General features: G+C 71.0%; 11 protein-coding genes and 1 pseudogene. 5 read left to right on the plus strand and 7 right to left on the minus strand.

What is annotated here, in order from left to right; all coding sequences use genetic code 11:
• Positions 1-70: 70 nt before the first annotated feature.
• Positions 71-943, minus strand: coding sequence for a hypothetical protein (locus IE97_RS0103250; RefSeq protein ID WP_030230535.1), 873 nt, complete (start codon positions 941-943; stop codon positions 71-73).
• A gap of 156 nt (positions 944-1,099) precedes the next feature.
• Here IE97_RS0103250 and IE97_RS0103255 point away from each other — a divergent pair, with 156 nt between their 5' ends.
• Positions 1,100-2,545: a glyceraldehyde-3-phosphate dehydrogenase gene (locus IE97_RS0103255; RefSeq protein ID WP_030230537.1), complete on the plus strand. Its 1,446-nt coding sequence runs from the start codon at positions 1,100-1,102 to the stop codon at positions 2,543-2,545.
• Between the two features lie 54 nt (positions 2,546-2,599).
• On the opposite strand, the gene IE97_RS0103260 is transcribed toward IE97_RS0103255, so the two are convergent.
• Positions 2,600-5,773 carry an Ig-like domain-containing protein gene (locus tag IE97_RS0103260; RefSeq protein WP_030230539.1) on the minus strand — a complete coding sequence of 1,058 codons (3,174 nt, stop codon included), beginning with the start codon at positions 5,771-5,773 and terminating at the stop codon, positions 2,600-2,602.
• 114 nt (positions 5,774-5,887) lie between these two features.
• Between IE97_RS0103260 and IE97_RS0103270 the strand changes: the two are divergent.
• Positions 5,888-6,691: pseudogene (locus tag IE97_RS0103270) on the plus strand (oligopeptide/dipeptide ABC transporter ATP-binding protein); the annotation flags it as partial.
• A 60-nt stretch (positions 6,692-6,751) separates the two neighbouring features.
• On the opposite strand, the gene IE97_RS0103275 reads toward IE97_RS0103270, so the two are convergent.
• Positions 6,752-7,378 (minus strand): TetR/AcrR family transcriptional regulator, encoded by a 627-nt coding sequence (locus IE97_RS0103275; protein ID WP_030230543.1) that lies wholly within the window; start codon positions 7,376-7,378, stop codon positions 6,752-6,754.
• Positions 7,379-7,455: 77 nt separating this feature from the next.
• Here IE97_RS0103275 and IE97_RS0103280 point away from each other — a divergent pair, with 77 nt between their 5' ends.
• Positions 7,456-8,118, plus strand: a complete 663-nt coding sequence (locus IE97_RS0103280; protein WP_037834318.1) for a hypothetical protein — start codon at positions 7,456-7,458, stop codon at positions 8,116-8,118.
• A 44-nt stretch (positions 8,119-8,162) separates the two neighbouring features.
• Here the strand turns inward: IE97_RS0103280 and IE97_RS0103285 are convergent, their stop codons facing one another.
• On the minus strand, positions 8,163-9,851 hold the full coding sequence (locus IE97_RS0103285; RefSeq protein ID WP_030230547.1) for a hypothetical protein: 1,689 nt from the start codon (positions 9,849-9,851) through the stop codon (positions 8,163-8,165).
• A gap of 88 nt (positions 9,852-9,939) precedes the next feature.
• On the opposite strand from IE97_RS0103285, the gene IE97_RS0103290 reads away from it, so the two are divergent.
• Positions 9,940-11,319, plus strand: coding sequence for a GH1 family beta-glucosidase (locus tag IE97_RS0103290; protein WP_030230549.1), 1,380 nt, complete (start codon positions 9,940-9,942; stop codon positions 11,317-11,319).
• Between the two features lie 12 nt (positions 11,320-11,331).
• Here IE97_RS0103290 and IE97_RS0103295 read toward each other — a convergent pair whose 3' ends face one another.
• Together IE97_RS0103295 and IE97_RS0103300 are read right to left on the minus strand one after the other, a co-directional pair.
• Entirely contained in the window at positions 11,332-11,823 is a 492-nt protein-coding gene (locus IE97_RS0103295; RefSeq protein WP_030230551.1) for a hypothetical protein, read from the minus strand.
• Positions 11,820-14,210 (minus strand): molybdopterin oxidoreductase family protein, encoded by a 2,391-nt coding sequence (locus tag IE97_RS0103300; RefSeq protein WP_030230553.1) that lies wholly within the window; start codon positions 14,208-14,210, stop codon positions 11,820-11,822. Before IE97_RS0103300 ends, IE97_RS0103295 begins: the two co-directional genes overlap by 4 nt.
• 237 nt (positions 14,211-14,447) lie before the next feature.
• Between IE97_RS0103300 and IE97_RS0103305 the strand changes: the two genes are divergently transcribed.
• Positions 14,448-15,275 carry an SAM-dependent methyltransferase gene (locus tag IE97_RS0103305; protein WP_030230558.1) on the plus strand — a complete coding sequence of 276 codons (828 nt, stop codon included), beginning with the start codon at positions 14,448-14,450 and terminating at the stop codon, positions 15,273-15,275.
• Between the two features lie 51 nt (positions 15,276-15,326).
• Here the strand turns inward: IE97_RS0103305 and IE97_RS0103310 are convergent, their stop codons facing one another.
• The gene (locus IE97_RS0103310) at positions 15,327-16,241 is read right to left on the minus strand and encodes a helix-turn-helix domain-containing protein (protein ID WP_030230560.1); all 915 of its coding nucleotides are present in this window, start codon (positions 16,239-16,241) and stop codon (positions 15,327-15,329) included.
• Between the last annotated feature and the right edge of the window lie 9 nt (positions 16,242-16,250).

Raw genomic sequence — 16,250 nt, forward strand, 5'->3', positions numbered from 1 at the left:
CCGCGCGGTGGGCGGTCCCGCGAGGCACCCCGCGCACGGTCCAGGCGCCCGACTCGGCAACACCGGTTCGTCACGTCTCCGATGAGGTCAGGCGTCCGAGCTGGGCCGCGGCCGCCGCGGCCCGGCGGTCGGCTTCGCGGACACGGCGGTCGGCCGTGCGCGCCTCTTCCCGGGCCGTGCGTTCGGCGAAACGGGCCTGCTGGTGTTCCCCCCGGGTGCGTTCGAGTTCCTCGGTGAGCTCGCCGACCTGCCTCTGGAGGCGCTCCACATGCTGTTTCGCCGCTTCCACCGCCCGGCCGGCGGCCGCCGCCTCGTCCTGCCGCGTGCGCAGGTCCCGCTCGGCGGCCTCGGCCTCCTGACGGGCCTTGGCCAGTCGTCGCCGGTGTTCCGCGTCGGCCTTCTTGTCCGGGCGGGAGGGTGCGGCTTTCGCGGGTACCGTGTCGCGCCGCGGCGTGGCGCCCCCGGCGGCGGCCGGGAATCCGACGGTCGCGCTGAGCGGCTTGGCGAGCCGGCCGCTCGCCCACGCCTCGGCCGCTTCGGGGTCGGCGAGGACGGCGTGCAGGGTGTTCTCGACCTCGCGCTGCACGCTCTCGCTGATCCGGTGACCGGCCTCCGCGGCGAGCTGCCGGGCCTGCAGGGACAGGGCGCGGATGAGCGCGTGCTGCCGGCGGCTCAACTCGCGCAGCTGGGTGCCGTCCAGGTCCTGGTGGGCCCGCCGCAGGCCCTCACCGAGCCGGAGCAGGGGTTCGACCTCGCCGGGCCGGCTGCGGACCAGCAGGTTGCTGACCCACGCGGCGAGGCTGGGTTTGCGCAGGGTGCCGATCCGGTCGGCGAGTTCGCGGTCTCCGGCGGTGCGGGCGGCGGCCACGGCCTGGGCGCGGGCGGCGGTGAAGTCCTCCGGCCGCGCGGCGTACAGCTCGTCGGCCACGGCGTCGTAGTCCATGAGCGTCCCTTTCGCGTGGCACCTCCGCTCCGATCGTCTCAGGCCAGGCGGCGGGGGGCTCGCGGAGGCGGACCGGGCCCCGCTGTGGGACCCCGTTCATGATCCGGAAATCGACGGTTTAACATATGAGCGCCGCCTAGCTCGAAAGATGGATTCGTGACTCTCAACGACGACTCGTTCACCAACTGGAAGAACCGCGAGGAGATCGCGGAGTCGATGATCCCGATCATCGGGAAGCTGCACCGGGAGCGGGACGTGACCGTCCTGCTGCACAGCCGCTCCCTGGTGAACAAGTCGGTGGTCAGCATCCTCAAGACCCACCGGTTCGCCCGGCAGATCGCCGGCGCGGAGCTCTCGGTCACCGACACGCTGCCGTTCCTCAGGACGCTTGCCGAGCTCGACCTCGGGCCGTCCCAGATCGACATCGGCATGCTCGCCGCGACGTACCGCGAGGACGACCGCGGTCTGTCGGTCGCGGAGTTCACCGCCGAGGCCGTCGCCGGGGCCACCGGAGCCAACAAGATCGAGCGCCGCGAGGGACGCGACGTCGTCCTGTACGGGTTCGGCCGCATCGGCCGGCTCGTGGCCCGCCTGCTCATCGAGAAGGCCGGTTCGGGCAACGGTCTGCGGCTGCGGGCCATCGTGGTCCGCGGCGGAGGCGAGCAGGACATCATCAAGCGCGCCTCGCTGCTGCGCCGCGACTCGATCCACGGCCAGTTCCAGGGCACGATCACCGTCGACGAGGCGACCAGCACGATCGTGGCCAACGGCAACGCGATCAAGGTCATCTACGCGAACGACCCGTCCGAGATCGACTACACGGCGTACGGCGTCAAGGACGCCATCCTCATCGACAACACCGGCAAGTGGCGTGACCGCGAGGGCCTGTCGCAGCACCTGCGCCCGGGCATCGACAAGGTCGTGCTGACCGCGCCCGGCAAGGGCGACGTCCCGAACATCGTGCACGGCGTCAACCACGACACCATCAAGCCGGACGAGCAGATCCTGTCCTGCGCGTCCTGCACCACGAACGCCATCGTGCCGCCGCTGAAGGCGATGGACGACGAGTTCGGAGTCCGGCGCGGTCACGTGGAGACCGTCCACTCGTTCACCAACGACCAGAACCTGCTGGACAACTACCACAAGTCCGAGCGCCGGGGCCGGTCGGCGCCGCTCAACATGGTCATCACGGAGACGGGCGCCGCCTCCGCCGTCGCCAAGGCACTGCCCGACCTCAAGGCGAAGATCACCGGCAGCTCCATCCGGGTCCCGGTGCCGGACGTGTCCATCGCGATCCTCAACCTGCAGCTCGCCCGTGAGACCGACCGCCAGGAGGTCCTGGACTACCTCCGCGAGGTGTCCCTGACCTCGCCGCTGAAGCGCCAGATCGACTTCATCAGCGCGCCGGACGCCGTCTCCAGCGACTTCATCGGCTCGCGCCACGCCTCGATCGTCGACGCCGGCGCCACCAAGGTCGAGGGTGACAACGCGATCCTGTACCTCTGGTACGACAACGAGTTCGGCTACTCCTGCCAGGTCATCCGGGTCGTGCAGCACGTGTCCGGGGTGGAGTACCCGACGTACCCGGCCCCGGCGGTCTGATCCCCGAGGACGACGCGGGGCGTGTCCGGCCGGCACGCCCCGCGTTCTCATGTGTCAGGAGCGGGTGAGCTCGATCCTGTACTGCCGGGTCCGCGCACCGTCCTCGCTGCGCACGGTGACGACCTGGGCCCGTTGTGCGGTGTCCTCACGGACCGTCACGGTCGCGTACGGGTCGCGGGGTGTGGCGGTGATCCTCGCCCGGTCCGGCCGGTCGGTGGTCACGCGGTAGCTCGTCCGGTCCGGGTCGAAGCCGTCGATCGGCACGCCGTCGACCTCGATCGCCGCCGCCGCGGCGTCCGCGGACGCGCCGGGTGCCTTGGCGTGCACCTCGATCTCTCCGAGGGTGATGTAGCCGCCCGGACGGGCCGTCATGACCACGCGCACCCCGGTCACCGGGCCGGAGGTGCGCACCGGAACGTCGGCGACGGGTGTGCCCTCGGTGCCGACGGGGACGGAGTCGCTCGCGTCGGTCCAGTCGCCTCCGGTTCCGCGCACCTGCACCTTCAGGGACTCGGCGAAGCTGACGTTGGTGCCGTCCCGGTGGAAGTGGGTCACGACGCGGGTCAGGTCGCGGGGCCCCGGCAGGGTGAAGGTGATGGTGTCGGACGGGTTCTTCGTGCCCGACTTCCAGTTCGACCAGGCCTTCTCGGAGGTGTTCCCGTTGCGCAGGCCCTCGGCGGAGTAGCCGCTCTCGGTGGAGGTGGCGCCGACGGTCACGCCGTCGTCGAGGGCGGCGTTCGCCTCCTTGGGTGCGGTGACCTGGACGCGTACGGTCGCCGCCGCGGTGGTGCCGCCGGGGACTCGGGCGGTGCCGCGCAGGGTCACGACCCCGGCGTCGTCGTACGCGCCGTCGGGTGCGGGGTCCCAGGTGACCGGGAGGTCGGCGGTTCCGCCGTGCCGGCCGACGCCGGTGACGGTGGCGGGCAGCTCGGGCCGTCCGCCGGTGTAGGTCTTGGCCCGGGCCGGAAGCGTCGAGGCGATGGTGTCCACGGTGACGACCGCCTCGGCGGGGACGGTCCGGCCGAGCGCGTCGGTCGCCCGGCCCTTCACCCGTACCGTTCCGGGCTTGTTCCAGCGGGCGTCGGAGGGCGAATTCCACTGCACGGGGAGCGCGCCGCGGGCGCCGTCGCGGAAGACGGGCGTCACGGTTGCGGGCAGTTCGGGCGCGCGGCCGGGCACGGTGAACGCCCTGGCCGGCTCGGTACGCAGCACCGTCTCGTCGGTCACGCCCCATCGCTGGTTCGCGTTCGAGGTCGGCAGGTGGGCCGACACACGGGCGCCGTCCGCCGTCGACTGACCGACGACGTCGAGCAGCCGTCCCGTGGCGGCGTTGACGAAGGTCCAGGTGCCGTCCCCGGTGGTCGACATGATCCACTGCGCGCCCGGTGTGTCGGTCTCTTCCAGCACGGCCTCGTTGTCGCGTACGGCTAGACGGCCGCCCGTCTCCGCGTTGACGAGGGCGTAGCGCTCGCGGTTGCCGTCCCCGCGGGTCAGCCGCCGCACGGACCACAGCTGGGACTTGGCGGCCGGGTCGGCCGTCCGTACGACGACACCGTCGCCGTCGGCTGCCGGGGCCAGGGACTTTCCGCTCTGGGCCCCCTGGAGGCGGTAGACATGACCGGGCTGGACGAGCGCGGCGTCCTTGTCGGTACCCGAGACGCCGTCGACGAGGAGGGTGGTGACGGACTTCGCCGGGACGGTCACGGTGGCCGACTCGTTCTTCACCCGCACGGGAGTGCCGCGGACAAGGGCGCCGTCGGCGCTGGTCACCACGGGTGTCACGGTGGCGCCGTGGGGGACGCGCCGGAACCGCGACAGGTCCAGGGTCACGGCGCGCGGGGTCGTGCCGTTGTTGACGTGCACGACGGTCGCTCCGCGACCGGACCCGCGGACGGCGGCGACGCTGGAGGGGTCGTCGGCCTTCACGAAGTGGTCGCCGGGGCGGATGTGGTGGGTGAAGTTGCGCAGCGTGTGGAACTTGGTGTTGGCCTTGACCGGGCAGGTCTCCAGGGTGTCCTTCGCCGTGCAGTTGAAGGGGATGTGGATGCTGCCCCAGTTCTTGCCCGCCTGCGCCTGCGGGATGGCGTCCTCGACCGGCTGCCACAACACCCAGGCGGAGGGCTCGAGTTCACGTATGTCGTCGACGATCCGGGTGGCGATGCCGAGCCCGGGTTCCATGCCGGTGAAGTCGGTGCCGGTGCCCCAGGTGCCCTCGACCTCGCTCATCCAGAAGGGACGGTCGGCGGCCTTGGCGCTGTCCCGGGCACTGGTGCGCATGCCGGTGCCGTAGGTGTGCACGTTGAGCTGGTCGACGGCGGCGCGGGCGGAGTCGTCGTAGGCGTTCCAGTTGCGGACGAAGGTGCTGGGGTTGGTCTCGTCCATCGCGGAGACGGTGGCGCGGGTCTTCGCCGTGTCGAGGGCGCGGCGCAGGGCCAGGACGACCTTCTGCTGGAGTTCCGGTCCGGCGTGCGCGCCTTCCTGGCGGCCGCCCCTGGGCTGTCCGTCGGGGCCGAGCTGGGTGCCCCAGTAGTTGGTGTTGGGCTCGTTGAGCGGGGCGATGGTGTCGAACCTGATGCGGTGCTTCTTCTCCAGCTGCTCGGTCACCTTGACCAGGTAGGTGGCGAAGTCGTCGACGCGGTCCGCCCGGATCTGGTCGGTGTTCGCGTCGAAGCCGCCCGAGACGTAGCCGCTGACGGTCTGGAACCAGGGCGGTGAGTTGCTGAACGCCTCCCAGCGGGTCACCTTCTTCTTCACCCGGTCCACCCACCAGCGCTGGCCCGGGTCGGCGGACCAGTCCCAGTGCTCGGGGTCGTCCGGGTTCCACCAGTCGGTGTCCTCCCGGGTGGTGCCCTCGGGGGCCTTCCAGAAGCCGTCCATCGTCGCGCCGGTCTTCATGTAGTCCTTGCGGACGTCCGGGGCGTTGCCGCCGCCGATGTTGTAGCGCGCGATGTTGAGGCGGAGGCCGTCGTCGCCGAACAGCATGTCGGCGAGCTTCTGCCGGATGGGTTCCGGGTAGCGGCCGGTGATGTTGGCGAACCAGACGAGGCTCGTGCCCCACCCTTCGAACTCCTGCTGCCGGTAGGACGGGTCGATCCGTACCGTGACCGCGCTGCCGGACGGTTCGGCGGCGGGAGCGGCAGCCGCGCGAGGCACGGTGACGAGTCCCGCGCCGAGGGCCAGAGGGACGGTGACCGCCAAAGCCCGGGCGAGGCGATGTCTGCTGGACATGGATTCCCTTCAGGAGCGAACAGAACCGCGCAGAACCAATCGAGTTTCCCGAATGTTTTAGGACGGCAATCAACACGTCAAGAGGCGGGACGAGTTGAGACCCGGTGCACGCGGCTGGAGCGGCCCGACGCCGGCACGGTGCGGTACGAGGGAGTGGACCCGTTCGCGTTGTCGGGTGGGGAGCTGCTCGCCTGGCGCCGGAAGGTGCAGATGGTGTTCCAGGACCCGTTCGGTTCACTCGACCCGCGCCTGAGCGCGGCGGACCTCATCGGCGAACCCTGGCTGACCCACCGCGACCTGGTACCGGCCGCGCGGCGGGCGGCACGCGTGGCCGAACTGCTGGAGATGGTCGGCCTGCGCGCCTCGGACGCGGGCCGTCACCCGCACGAGTTCTCCGGAGGGCAGCGGCAGCGGATCGGGATCGCCCGTGCCCTGGCGCTGGAGCCGGAGGTGATCGTCTGCGACGAACCCGTCTCCGCGCTGGACCTGTCGGTGCAGGCACAGGTCCTCAACCTCCTGTGCGACCTGCGGGACGGGCTGTCGTACGTGTTCATCTCGCACGACCTGTCCGTGGTGCGGCACCTCGCCGACCGGGTCGCCGTGATGTACCTCGGCCGGATCGTGGAGACGGGGCCGACGGAAGAGGTCTATGAGCAGCCGCGCCACCCGTACACCGAGGCGCTCCTGTCGGCGGTGCCCTCCCCCGTGACCGGCGGCGGACGCAGGCGGCAGCGGGTCGTGCTCACCGGTGAGATCCCCTCACCGACCGACCCGCCCTCCGGATGCCGCTTCCGGACCCGGTGCCGGCGGGCCCAGGACCTGTGCGCCGAGGTCGTCCCCGCCCCGCCGCCCGGTGGGCCCGGCCACGGCGCGGCATGCCACTTCCCTCCGGAGGCGTCACCTGCCGTCGGCGTGTGACGGACGCGCCGGTCGACGGCGTGTCAGCCCGCGGCATCCACCAGGAACTCCTGGTCCCGCTCAGTTCAGGAGTTCACGCACCAGCGCCCGGCACCACCACTGCTCCACCCGGTCGGGCGACCACCCGCGCTCACCGGTCAGCACGGTGTAGACGTCGATGTTGCAAAGCGCCGCGTAGACGTCGACCGCGGACGGCACGTCGAGGTCGGAGCGCAGGACGCCGGTCGGCCAGGAGGAGAAGACCTGCACCCGCGTCCGGTCACCGCGGACCCGGCTGTCGTGGTAGAGCGTGGCCAACTCCGCTTCGGAGCGGCCCGCTTCCCGTACGAGGGTGATGACGCCGCCGGCGCGCTCGTACAGGCGCCGGTCGTAACCGGCCATCGCGGCGAGTTGCCGGGCGGGGTCCGTGGTGGGCGACTCCAGCTCGGCGATCAACCGCGGGACGTCGGCCGAGAGGTCGGCCGCGTCGGCGAGGGCCCGGGTCAGCCCTGCCTTGTTCCCGTAGGCCGCGTAGACGGTCGGTACGGAGACCCCCGCCTCGCGAGCCACGTCCCGCACCGTCGTCGCCGCCCAGCCCCGGGAGACGAAGAGTTCCAGCGCGGCTCGGGCGATGTCGGCGCGGGTCTGCTGAGCCTGCGCCGTGCGGCGCAGGGAGTCGTACCGCCGTCGCCCCGGCTCCTCGCTCATGCCCTTCCCCTCAGTCACTTTACGCTGCTTATAATCAATATATGTTACGCGAACTTTCGGAGAGCACCCCTTCCACCATGAGTTTCGCCCGGGTCAGTGGCCTGGCCGCCGTCGGTTTCGCCCTTCTCGTCGTCGCCGGGAACGTGGTGCTGGTCCCGGCCGGCCTGCCGCGCACCGGTGCCGGTATCGGGGAGGTGGACGAGTTCTTCCGGGCGCACGGGGGCCTCGTCGGCATCGGCTCCGCGGTCACGCCCGCGGCCTGGGTACTGGCCACGTTGTTCGGGGCGGGCGCGGTGCGTGCGCTGTGGCGGTCCGAGGGGGACCGGGGTGAGGCGTGGGCCCTTGTCGGGTTCGCCGGACTCGTCCTGCAGAACGCCGTCTTCGCCGGGGTCATCGCGATCCGGCTGGCACTCGCGTCGACAGCCGCTGACGGCGTCCGCGCGGACACGAGCCTGTGGGCGCTGCACGACGCCCTGTTCACCCTCAACGGCACCTTCCTGGCGCTCGCCCTGGTCGGCCTGTCCGTCGGAGGCCTGCGCGCCGGGCTGCTCCGGCCGTGGCACGGCAGATGGGGGCTGGTGTCGGCGACGCTGCTGTTCGCCTCGGCCGTGCTCACCCCCCTGGTCATGGACCACGTCGGCCCGCTCGGGCTCCTGGGTCTCGTCGGCTGGCTGATGTGGGTGGTGTGGCTCGTCGTGTACGGCGTCGTCCTGATGCGGAGGCCGGAGAACAGGACATGAGCAGGGCGGGGCCCGCGTCGGCCGTCGGCAGGCGGGTGCCGGGGTCAGTGGCAGCCCCCCTCCGCCGCCTCAGCACCGGGCGCGGTGTCCAGGCGGCAGAAGCAGGACGCCTCGATCGGTACGTCGGCGAGGGCGGTCGCCAGTTTGAGCTGGTGTGCCACGAGGGCCGCCTCTGCGGTTCTGCCCGTCCGGATCAGGCATTCGTGGAAGCCGTGCAGGGACCAGACGTTGCCGGGGTGCTGGAGGGGGCGGGGCAGGGTGTCGTCGAAGCCGAGGTCCGCGCGGTAGACCGCCTCTGCCTCGTCCACCCGGCCCTGTTCCAGCAGCAGTGCGCCGTAGGCGTGGCGGGTCGGCTGCATCCAGCCCCAGGGCTCGTCGTAGGGCAGGCCGTCGTCCAGTGCGATGGACCGTTCGAGGGCGGCGAAGGCCAGGTCGTGGTTGCCCTTGCGGTATTCGAGCTCGCCGTCCAGCATGGCCGCCGCGACGGCGAGGATGTCGTGGCAGGTGTTGTTGAAGAGCATCCGGGTCTCGGGCACCCGGCGCACCGCTTCCCGGAACAGCTCACGTTCGGTCTCCGCACGATCGATCTCGCCGGTGGCCGAGCGGGCGACGCCGCGGGCGTAGTGCCGCATGGCGGTGCTCACGGCGTACAGCTCGGGGTCGGCCGGGGCCGGCAGGGCCAGGATGTCGGTCCAGCGGCCGAAGCGGATCAGGACGTGGACCCGCATGGCGAGGAAGCCTTCGAGCCAGTCGGCCATCGGAGGGCTCGGCACCCGGAGCAGGTCCTCGGGGATGGCGGCCTCCAGCTGGGCGGCGGTGTCGAGGGCGGTCTGCGACTGGCCGAGGAACATCGCCCCGTAGATCTTGAAGTGGAGGTTGTGCGCCCGGTAGAGGGTGTAGAAGTTCATCGCGCCGGCCCGCTGGTGATACTTCTCGTCGGCGGCGATCGCGTCGCTGTTGGCCGAGACGACCCGGCGGTAGTCGCCGCACAGCACGTCGAGGTGCGAGGGCATGTGCTGCAGGTGTCCCGCGTCGGGCACCATCCCGCGCAGCCGGTCGGCGACGGTGAGTGCCCGCTCCGGTGCCGGGGACATCTCCATCAGGTGGATGTACATGTGCAGGATCCCCGGGTGACGGGCACCCGCGTCGGTTCCGAGGGCACTGTCCAGGACCGCCTTGGCCTCCACGGTCCGTGCGCCTTCGGCCGGCTGCCCGGTGGCCAGGTCCCACAGCTGCCACGGGGTGAGGTTCATCAGTGCGTCGGCGTAGAGGGTGGCGACGTCCGGGTCGTCCGGCGCGAGTTCGTACACCGCGCGCATCGCGTCCGCGTAGGGCTCGTTCCACACGGAGCAGTCGTCGACGGCCTCCGCCTGCGGGTAGCGGGCCCGCAGCGCTCCGATCAGGGCCTGTTCGACGGGGGTGGCCCGACCGGCTCGGTCATGGGCCTGTTCGACGGCGCTGTGCGTGCGTTCTACCGTCCGCACCAATTCGTCGCCGTCGAAGAATTCCCAGGGCTTGTTGTAGTTCGGACCCAGTGCGTAGGCGATCCCCCAATACGCCATCGCGCACTCCGGATCGGCCTCGGCGGCCTTCTCGAAGCAGGCGACGGCTTCCTCATGATGGAAGCCGTACGTCCACGCGAGGCCACGGTCGAACCAGAGTTGGGACTCGGTGGAGGAGGTGGTGACGGGACGGCTGTGCGTGCCGAGGTCGTAGTCGTAACGGTCACCCATGAGTCTCTCCCGCCGATCAATCCCCCGCATATCCAGACTAACGAGACTCTTCGCGTCCACGGACGGTCGAATGGGCATCGTGGAGGGCATGACTGACTTCCCGAGCTTTCCACCCGGCTTCGTGTTCGGGGCCGCGACCGCCTCGTACCAGGTCGAGGGCGCGGTGCACGAGGACGGCCGTGGTCCGTCGATCTGGGACACCTACAGCCACACCCCCGGCCTGGTGGCGAACGGGGACACCGGTGATGTGGCCTGCGATCACTACCACCGGTATCCGCAGGACGTGGCGCTCCTGCGAGCGCTGGGCGTGGGTTCCTACCGCTTCTCGATCGCCTGGCCGCGTATCGTCCCGGACGGGTCCGGACCCGTGAACCCCAAGGGGCTGGACTTCTACTCGCGGCTGGTCGACGCCCTGCTGGCGGCCGGCATCGAACCCGCCGTCACGCTCTACCACTGGGATCTGCCGCAGGCTCTGGAGGACCGCGGCGGCTGGCGGGTGCGGGAGACCGCCGAGCGGTTCGGTGAGTACGCGGCGGTCGTCGCCGGGCACCTGGGTGACCGGGTGCCACGCTGGATCACCCTCAACGAGCCGTGGTGCAGCGCCTTCCTCGGCTACTCGGTCGGCCGACACGCGCCCGGCGCCCGAGAGGGCCGGGGAGCGCTGGCCGCCGCCCATCATCTGCTCGTCGGGCATGGCCTGGCCGTGCGGGCGTTGCGGGCGGCCGGGGTGCGCGAGGTGGGCATCACCCTCAATCTCGACCACAATCTGCCCGCCACCGGCTCTGCCGCCGACCGGGCGGCCGTCGCCCGCGCCGACACCCAGCACAACCTCGTGTGGACCGAGCCGATCCTGGCCGGCCACTACCCGGCCGGCGAGGAGGACACCTGGGGCGAACTGATCACCGGCCAGGACTTCCGTCGGGACGGCGACCTGGAACTGATCAGCCGGCCGCTGGACTTCCTGGGCGTCAACTACTACCGGCCGATCGTGGTGGCCGACGCGCCGTACCGCGAGAGCGACCCGGAGCGGCGCGTCGCGACCGACAACCGGTACGCGGAGGTGCCCCTGCCCGGCGTCCGGTACAACGCCATGGGCTGGCCCGTCGCGCCCCGCACCTTCACCGATCTGCTCGTGCGGCTCAAGGAGCGGTACGGCGACGCCCTGCCGCCGCTCCACATCACCGAGAACGGATCGGCGGAGGCGGACGAGGTGAGTCCCGACGGGGCCGTCCATGACAGCGACCGGGTCGCCTATCTGCGCGACCATCTCACCGCACTGCGGGCAGCGATGGACGCCGGCGTGGACGTCCGCGGCTATTACGTGTGGTCCCTCCTGGACAACTTCGAGTGGGCTTTCGGCTACGGCAAGCGCTTCGGGATCGTCCGCGTCGACTACGACAGCCTCGAGCGGACGCCGAAGGACAGTTACCACTGGTACCGGACCATGATCGCCGCCCAGCCACGGTGACGGGCCGGGGCCTCAGACGCTGGTCAGGAGTTGCGGAGCCAGGTTCTTGATCATGGTGTTGGTCCAGCGGAGCTGCCGGAGCGTCTGCGGGTGGCAGTCGCTGACCAGCGCCAGAAGCGGCTCGTCCCGGGTGGCCTGCGCCGCCTGGGCGAGCATCTCCCAGTGGAGCGAGTTCCGCGCGGCCGCCAGGTGGAGGTCGCGCAGGTCGTACAGGAGGAGCAGACCGGTCTCGGGGCGTCGGCCGAGGACCTGGGACACCTTCTCCCGGAGGGCGGCCGGCGCGCCGGACGGCGGGGTGTCACGAGGGCCGGACAGGTCGAGGCGGTGGTCGCGGCCCGCGTCCGCGAGGCGGGCCGCGTGCTCGTGGGACCAGCGGGCGACATCGAGGGCGACATGGTGGAACTCGTGGTCGGTGCGGTGCCGTGCTGCGGCGGCCAGCAGCTCCTGCTCCAGGTCGCGCTCACCGTCGTGGAGAAGGCGGAGGGTGGTACTGATGCCGGTCACGCGCTGCTCCCCGCCTCGTCGGTCTCCGTGCCGGTGTCACTCGTGCGGCGGGCGACGAGGGTGACGCGCGCCGCGCCGGTCTTGAACAGCGGCTGTTTGGAGACCGGGTCCCAGTCGGTGACGGTGGTCTCGTTGGCGGCGCGGCCCGGGCCGTCGTCGGGCGGACGGTGGCCGGCCGGGGTGTCCCAGTAGCCGTAGTGGAAGGGCAGGAACACCATGCCGTCGCGGATGGCGGTGGTGCGCAGCTTGGCCCGCACCGCTCCGCGTGGGGTCGTGACCTGCACCAGGTCGCCGTCGGTGAGCCCCTGGGCCGAGGCCTCCGCGGGCGACATCTCCGCCCAGACGTCCGGCGCGGCGGCGTTCAGTTCGGGCGCGCGAGCGGTCTTCGTCCGGGTGTGGAAGTGGTACACCGTACGGCCGGTGATCAGCTGGAGCGGACAGTCGTCGGAGGCGTCCTCGTGCGGCGGCAGGTACTCCGCCGCCTTGAGGACCGCCTTGCCGTCCGGGTTGAGCGACCGGTACTCGACGGGCTCCACGCTCGCCCCGGTGACCAGGTCCCTGCCGTAGCTCTCGCAGACATCGGGGTGGGCGAAGGTGATGCCGTCGGTGTAGAGGCGCGCGGTGCCGTCGGGCGCCTGTCCGGTGCAGGGCCACTGGATGCCGCTGCCGCCGCGCAGCCGGTCGTAGCCGAGGCCCGTGTAGTCGCAGGGGCGGCCGGCGCTGCACCGCTGCCACGCCGCGAACGCCGACTCCGGGTCGTGCCAGGTGATCAGCGGCCCGCCGTCCTTGTCGCGGAAGTCCATACGGGCCGCGAAGTCGAGGAAGATGTCGAGATCGGGGCGGGCCTCGCCGGGCGGTTCGACCGCCTTCTCGGACAGGTGCACGGTGCGGTCGGCGTTGGTGAGGGTGCCGGTCTTCTCGCCCCAGGTGGCCGCGGGCAGCACCACGTCGGCGAGCTGCGCGGTCTCGGTGAGGAACAGGTCCTGCGCGACCACGAACAGCCGTTCCTGCGCCAGGATCGACCGGATGCGGGACAGCTCGGGCAGGGACACGGCCGGGTTGGTGCCGGTGATCCACAGCATGCCGATCGAGCCCTGCTCGGCGTACCGGAAGATCTGCATGGCGTGCGTGGGAGGCGCGTAGTGCGGGATCTTCTCCGGGCGTACGTTCCACACGGCGGCCAAGTCGGCCACGTGCTGGTCGTTCTGCCAGTTGCGGAACCCCGGAAGGTCGCCGTCGGCGCCGCACTCGCGGGTGTTCTGGGCGCTGGGCTGCCCGTTCATCTGCAGCAGTCCGCAGCCGGGGCGGCCCAGCATGCCACGGAGCAGGTGCAGGTTGTTGACCTGCACGGCGGCCGCTGTGGCCTGGTGGGACTGGTAGACGCCCTGCAGGACCGTGGACAGCAGCCGCTCCCCCGTGCCGAGGATCTCCGCGGCCCGCTCGATCTGCGCCTGCGGCACGTCGCAGATCCCGGCCGCCCACTTGGGCGTGCACCCCTCGACCAGGGCCGCGAGTTCCTCGAAGCCGGTGGTGTGCGCGTCGATGTAGGCCCGGTCGACGCGGCCGGTGCGGATGATCTCGTGCAGCAGTGCGTTGAGCAGCGCGACGTTGGTCCCGGCACGGGGAGCCAGATGGACGTCGGCCCGCCGGGCGACCTGGGTGAACCGGGGGTCCACGCAGACCAGCCGGGGCCGGTCGCCGCCCTCCAGACGGTCCAGGAGCCGCATCCACAGCACGGTCTGCGTCTCCGCCATGTTGTGCCCGAACAGGGCGACGGTGTCGGCGTGGTCGATGTCCTCGTAGCTGCCGGGCTGCCCGTCGCAGCCGAAGGTCTGCTTCAGTGCCTCGGCGGCCGTCGCCGTGCACAGGCGGGTGTTGCCGTCCAGGTGGTTGGTGCCGATGCCTGCGCGGGCGAGGACGGCCAGGGTGTAGTACTCCTCGAGAAACAGCTGCCCGGTGGTGTAGAAGCCGATCGAGCCCGGGCCCTTGTCGTCCAGCAGTTCCCTGGTCCGGGCCGTGATCCGGTCCATGGCGGTGTCCCAGTCGCACTCCACCAGCCTGCCGTTCTGGCGGACCAGAGGCCTCGTGAGCCGGTCCGCGGCGGCGTTCGCCTGCCAGCCGTAGAGGTCCTTGGGGCCGAGACGGCCGCGGTTGACCCGGTCGACGGCCCGGCCGCGCACTCCTACGATGCGGCCCTCGCGCACGGCGATGTCCATGGCGTCGCCGTTGGAGTGCAGCAGCGAGGCGGACTGCACCCACCGCTCCACGTCACGTTCGGCGATCCCGGCCCGCAGGTGGGTGTCCGTCCGGACCGGCCAGGGCGTGCCGGGGTCGTACGGGGTGCGCGCGCCCCAGGGATCCGCGATGCGGTCGGCCGAGGTGCCCACGATCCCACCTCCCACAAGAGAACGTCCCCTCGCGAGTACCCCACCCTGACCATCGGACTCCGGTTACACAGAGTGCACGGGTGTGCTGTCAGGAATACGCGGCGTCGCGGCAGACCATCATCCTGTCGTTTCGATCGTGGGCACTTTCGCAGTGGGCTGGCAGCGGCCAACTCCCGCTCCCTAGGATGTACTTCCCGTCCGGCCAGTCCTTTGGCGCGGCGCCACGCAGGGGGAGCGATGCATTCCGAGAAGCGGCTGTCCACCGAGATCGACGCGAACGTGCCGACGGCAGCGCGCATGTACGACCACTACCTGGGCGGCAAGGACAACTACGCGGCGGACCGTGCCGCGTGCGCGGAACTCGACAAGGTCGTGCCCAGCACGCGCCGCCTGGCCCTCAACAACCGGCGCTTCCTGCAGCGGGTCGTGCGGACCCTGTCCGAGGAGTACGGCATCCGGCAGTACCTCGACCACGGATCCGGTCTGCCCACGCAGGACAACGTGCACCAGGTCGCCCAGCGCATCGATCCCAAGACCCATGTGGTGTACGTCGACAACGACCCGATGGTGCTGGTCCACGGCCGGGCACTGCTGGAGCAGGACGAGCGCACGGCCGTCATCCACGCGGACATGCGCGAGACGGACCTGATCTTCGACCACCCCGACACCAAGCGGCTGATCGACTTCTCCCAGCCGGTGTGCGTGCTGTTCAACTCGGTGTTCCACTGCATCCCCGACAGCGACACGGACGGGCCCCTCGCGGTGGCCCGGCGCGTACGGGAACGGCTCGCGCCCGGCAGTTTCATGGTGATGTGCCAGCTGGTCAGCGAGGACGCCGAGGTCCGGGAATTCGTCACGAACTTCATGGACCAGGCGACGCAGGGTCACTGGGGCCGGGTGCGGGAGCCGAAGGACGTCGCCGCGTACTTCGAGGACCTGGAGATTCTCGAGCCGGGCTTGGTGGAGGTGTCGACCTGGCGCCCCGACACAGAGGTGGCGCCCCGTCAGCTCACCCACGAGTGGATCGAGTTCGGCGGCGTGGGGCGGCTCCCCCTGGAGAAGTGACCGAGGTGCCTCTCGCGGGACGCCGGACGTCCCCCGAGAGGCACTCGCCCGTCACGGGTAGCGCTGCTCCATCGTCGTCCTCAGCAGCTCCATCGAGTCACGCGGCTTGAGCGCCTCGTCGGCGAGCCGGTCCAGCGCGATCCGGTACTCCTCCGTCTCGTCGCGGTCCTCCAGGAAGTTCGCGCTCCTGATGTGCTCCAGGTAGACCACGTCGGGAAGGTCGAGGCCGCCGAAGCGCAGATACGTGACCGGAATGGCCGGCGCGGAGGCGTTCGTGACGCTCAACGGCACGATCTGCAGGGTCACGTTGGGGCGCTCGGCCATCTCGACGAGGTGCGCGAGCTGTTCCCGCATCACCTCGGGGCTGCCCAGGACGCGCAGCAGCACGGACTCGTCGATGATCGCCCACAGCTGCGGCGCCTCCGGTCGCGACAGCAACCGCGCCCGCTGTCTGCGGAGTTCGACACGCCGCTCCACCTCACCGGCCGGTGCGTTGGGCAGGCCGCGCTCCACCACCGCCCTGGTGTAGGCGGGTGTCTGCAACAGGCCGGGCACATACTGGATTTCGAAGGTTCGGATGGTGGCGGCGGCCTCCTGCAGTCCGACCAGCCGGTCGAACCACTCGGGCATCAGCCGCTTGTCGTAGCGCTGCCACCAGCCCGGCTCGCCGGCACGCTGCAGCAGCTTGAGCAGCACGGAGGCTTCGTAGTCGTCGGTGCGGTACAGCCGCAGCAACGCCCGGACGTCGTTCTCCGTCGGTGGGCGGCGGCCCTTGCCCGCCTCGATGCGGGACAGTTTCGCGGCGCTGAATCCGACAGCGCGCGCCGCCTGGTCCTGGGCGAGACCGGCGTCCTCACGGAAGCCTGCGAGCTGCACACCGACCAGCATCTTCAGCAGAGTCGGCGCCGGCTCGGGTCTGTCCAGATAGGGTTCCAGACGGGAGATACGATGCGACGCGGCGGACATCCTGACTCC

Source organism: Streptomyces sp. NRRL S-455 (genome assembly GCF_000717875.1).
GTDB lineage: Bacteria > Actinomycetota > Actinomycetes > Streptomycetales > Streptomycetaceae > Streptomyces.

Excerpts from the sequence above, each read along its gene's own strand:
- IE97_RS0103250 (WP_030230535.1), bottom strand. The coding sequence starts at position 943 with ATGGACTACGACGCCGTGGCCGACGAGCTGTACGCCGCGCGGCCGGAG.
- IE97_RS0103260 (WP_030230539.1), bottom strand. The coding sequence starts at position 5,773 with ATGTCCAGCAGACATCGCCTCGCCCGGGCTTTGGCGGTCACCGTCCCT.
- IE97_RS0103305 (WP_030230558.1), top strand. The coding sequence starts at position 14,448 with ATGCATTCCGAGAAGCGGCTGTCCACCGAGATCGACGCGAACGTGCCG.
- IE97_RS0103290 (WP_030230549.1), top strand. The coding sequence starts at position 9,940 with ATGACTGACTTCCCGAGCTTTCCACCCGGCTTCGTGTTCGGGGCCGCG.
- IE97_RS0103285 (WP_030230547.1), bottom strand. The coding sequence starts at position 9,851 with ATGGGTGACCGTTACGACTACGACCTCGGCACGCACAGCCGTCCCGTC.
- IE97_RS0103310 (WP_030230560.1), bottom strand. The coding sequence starts at position 16,241 with ATGTCCGCCGCGTCGCATCGTATCTCCCGTCTGGAACCCTATCTGGAC.
- IE97_RS0103280 (WP_037834318.1), top strand. The coding sequence starts at position 7,456 with ATGAGTTTCGCCCGGGTCAGTGGCCTGGCCGCCGTCGGTTTCGCCCTT.
- IE97_RS0103275 (WP_030230543.1), bottom strand. The coding sequence starts at position 7,378 with ATGAGCGAGGAGCCGGGGCGACGGCGGTACGACTCCCTGCGCCGCACG.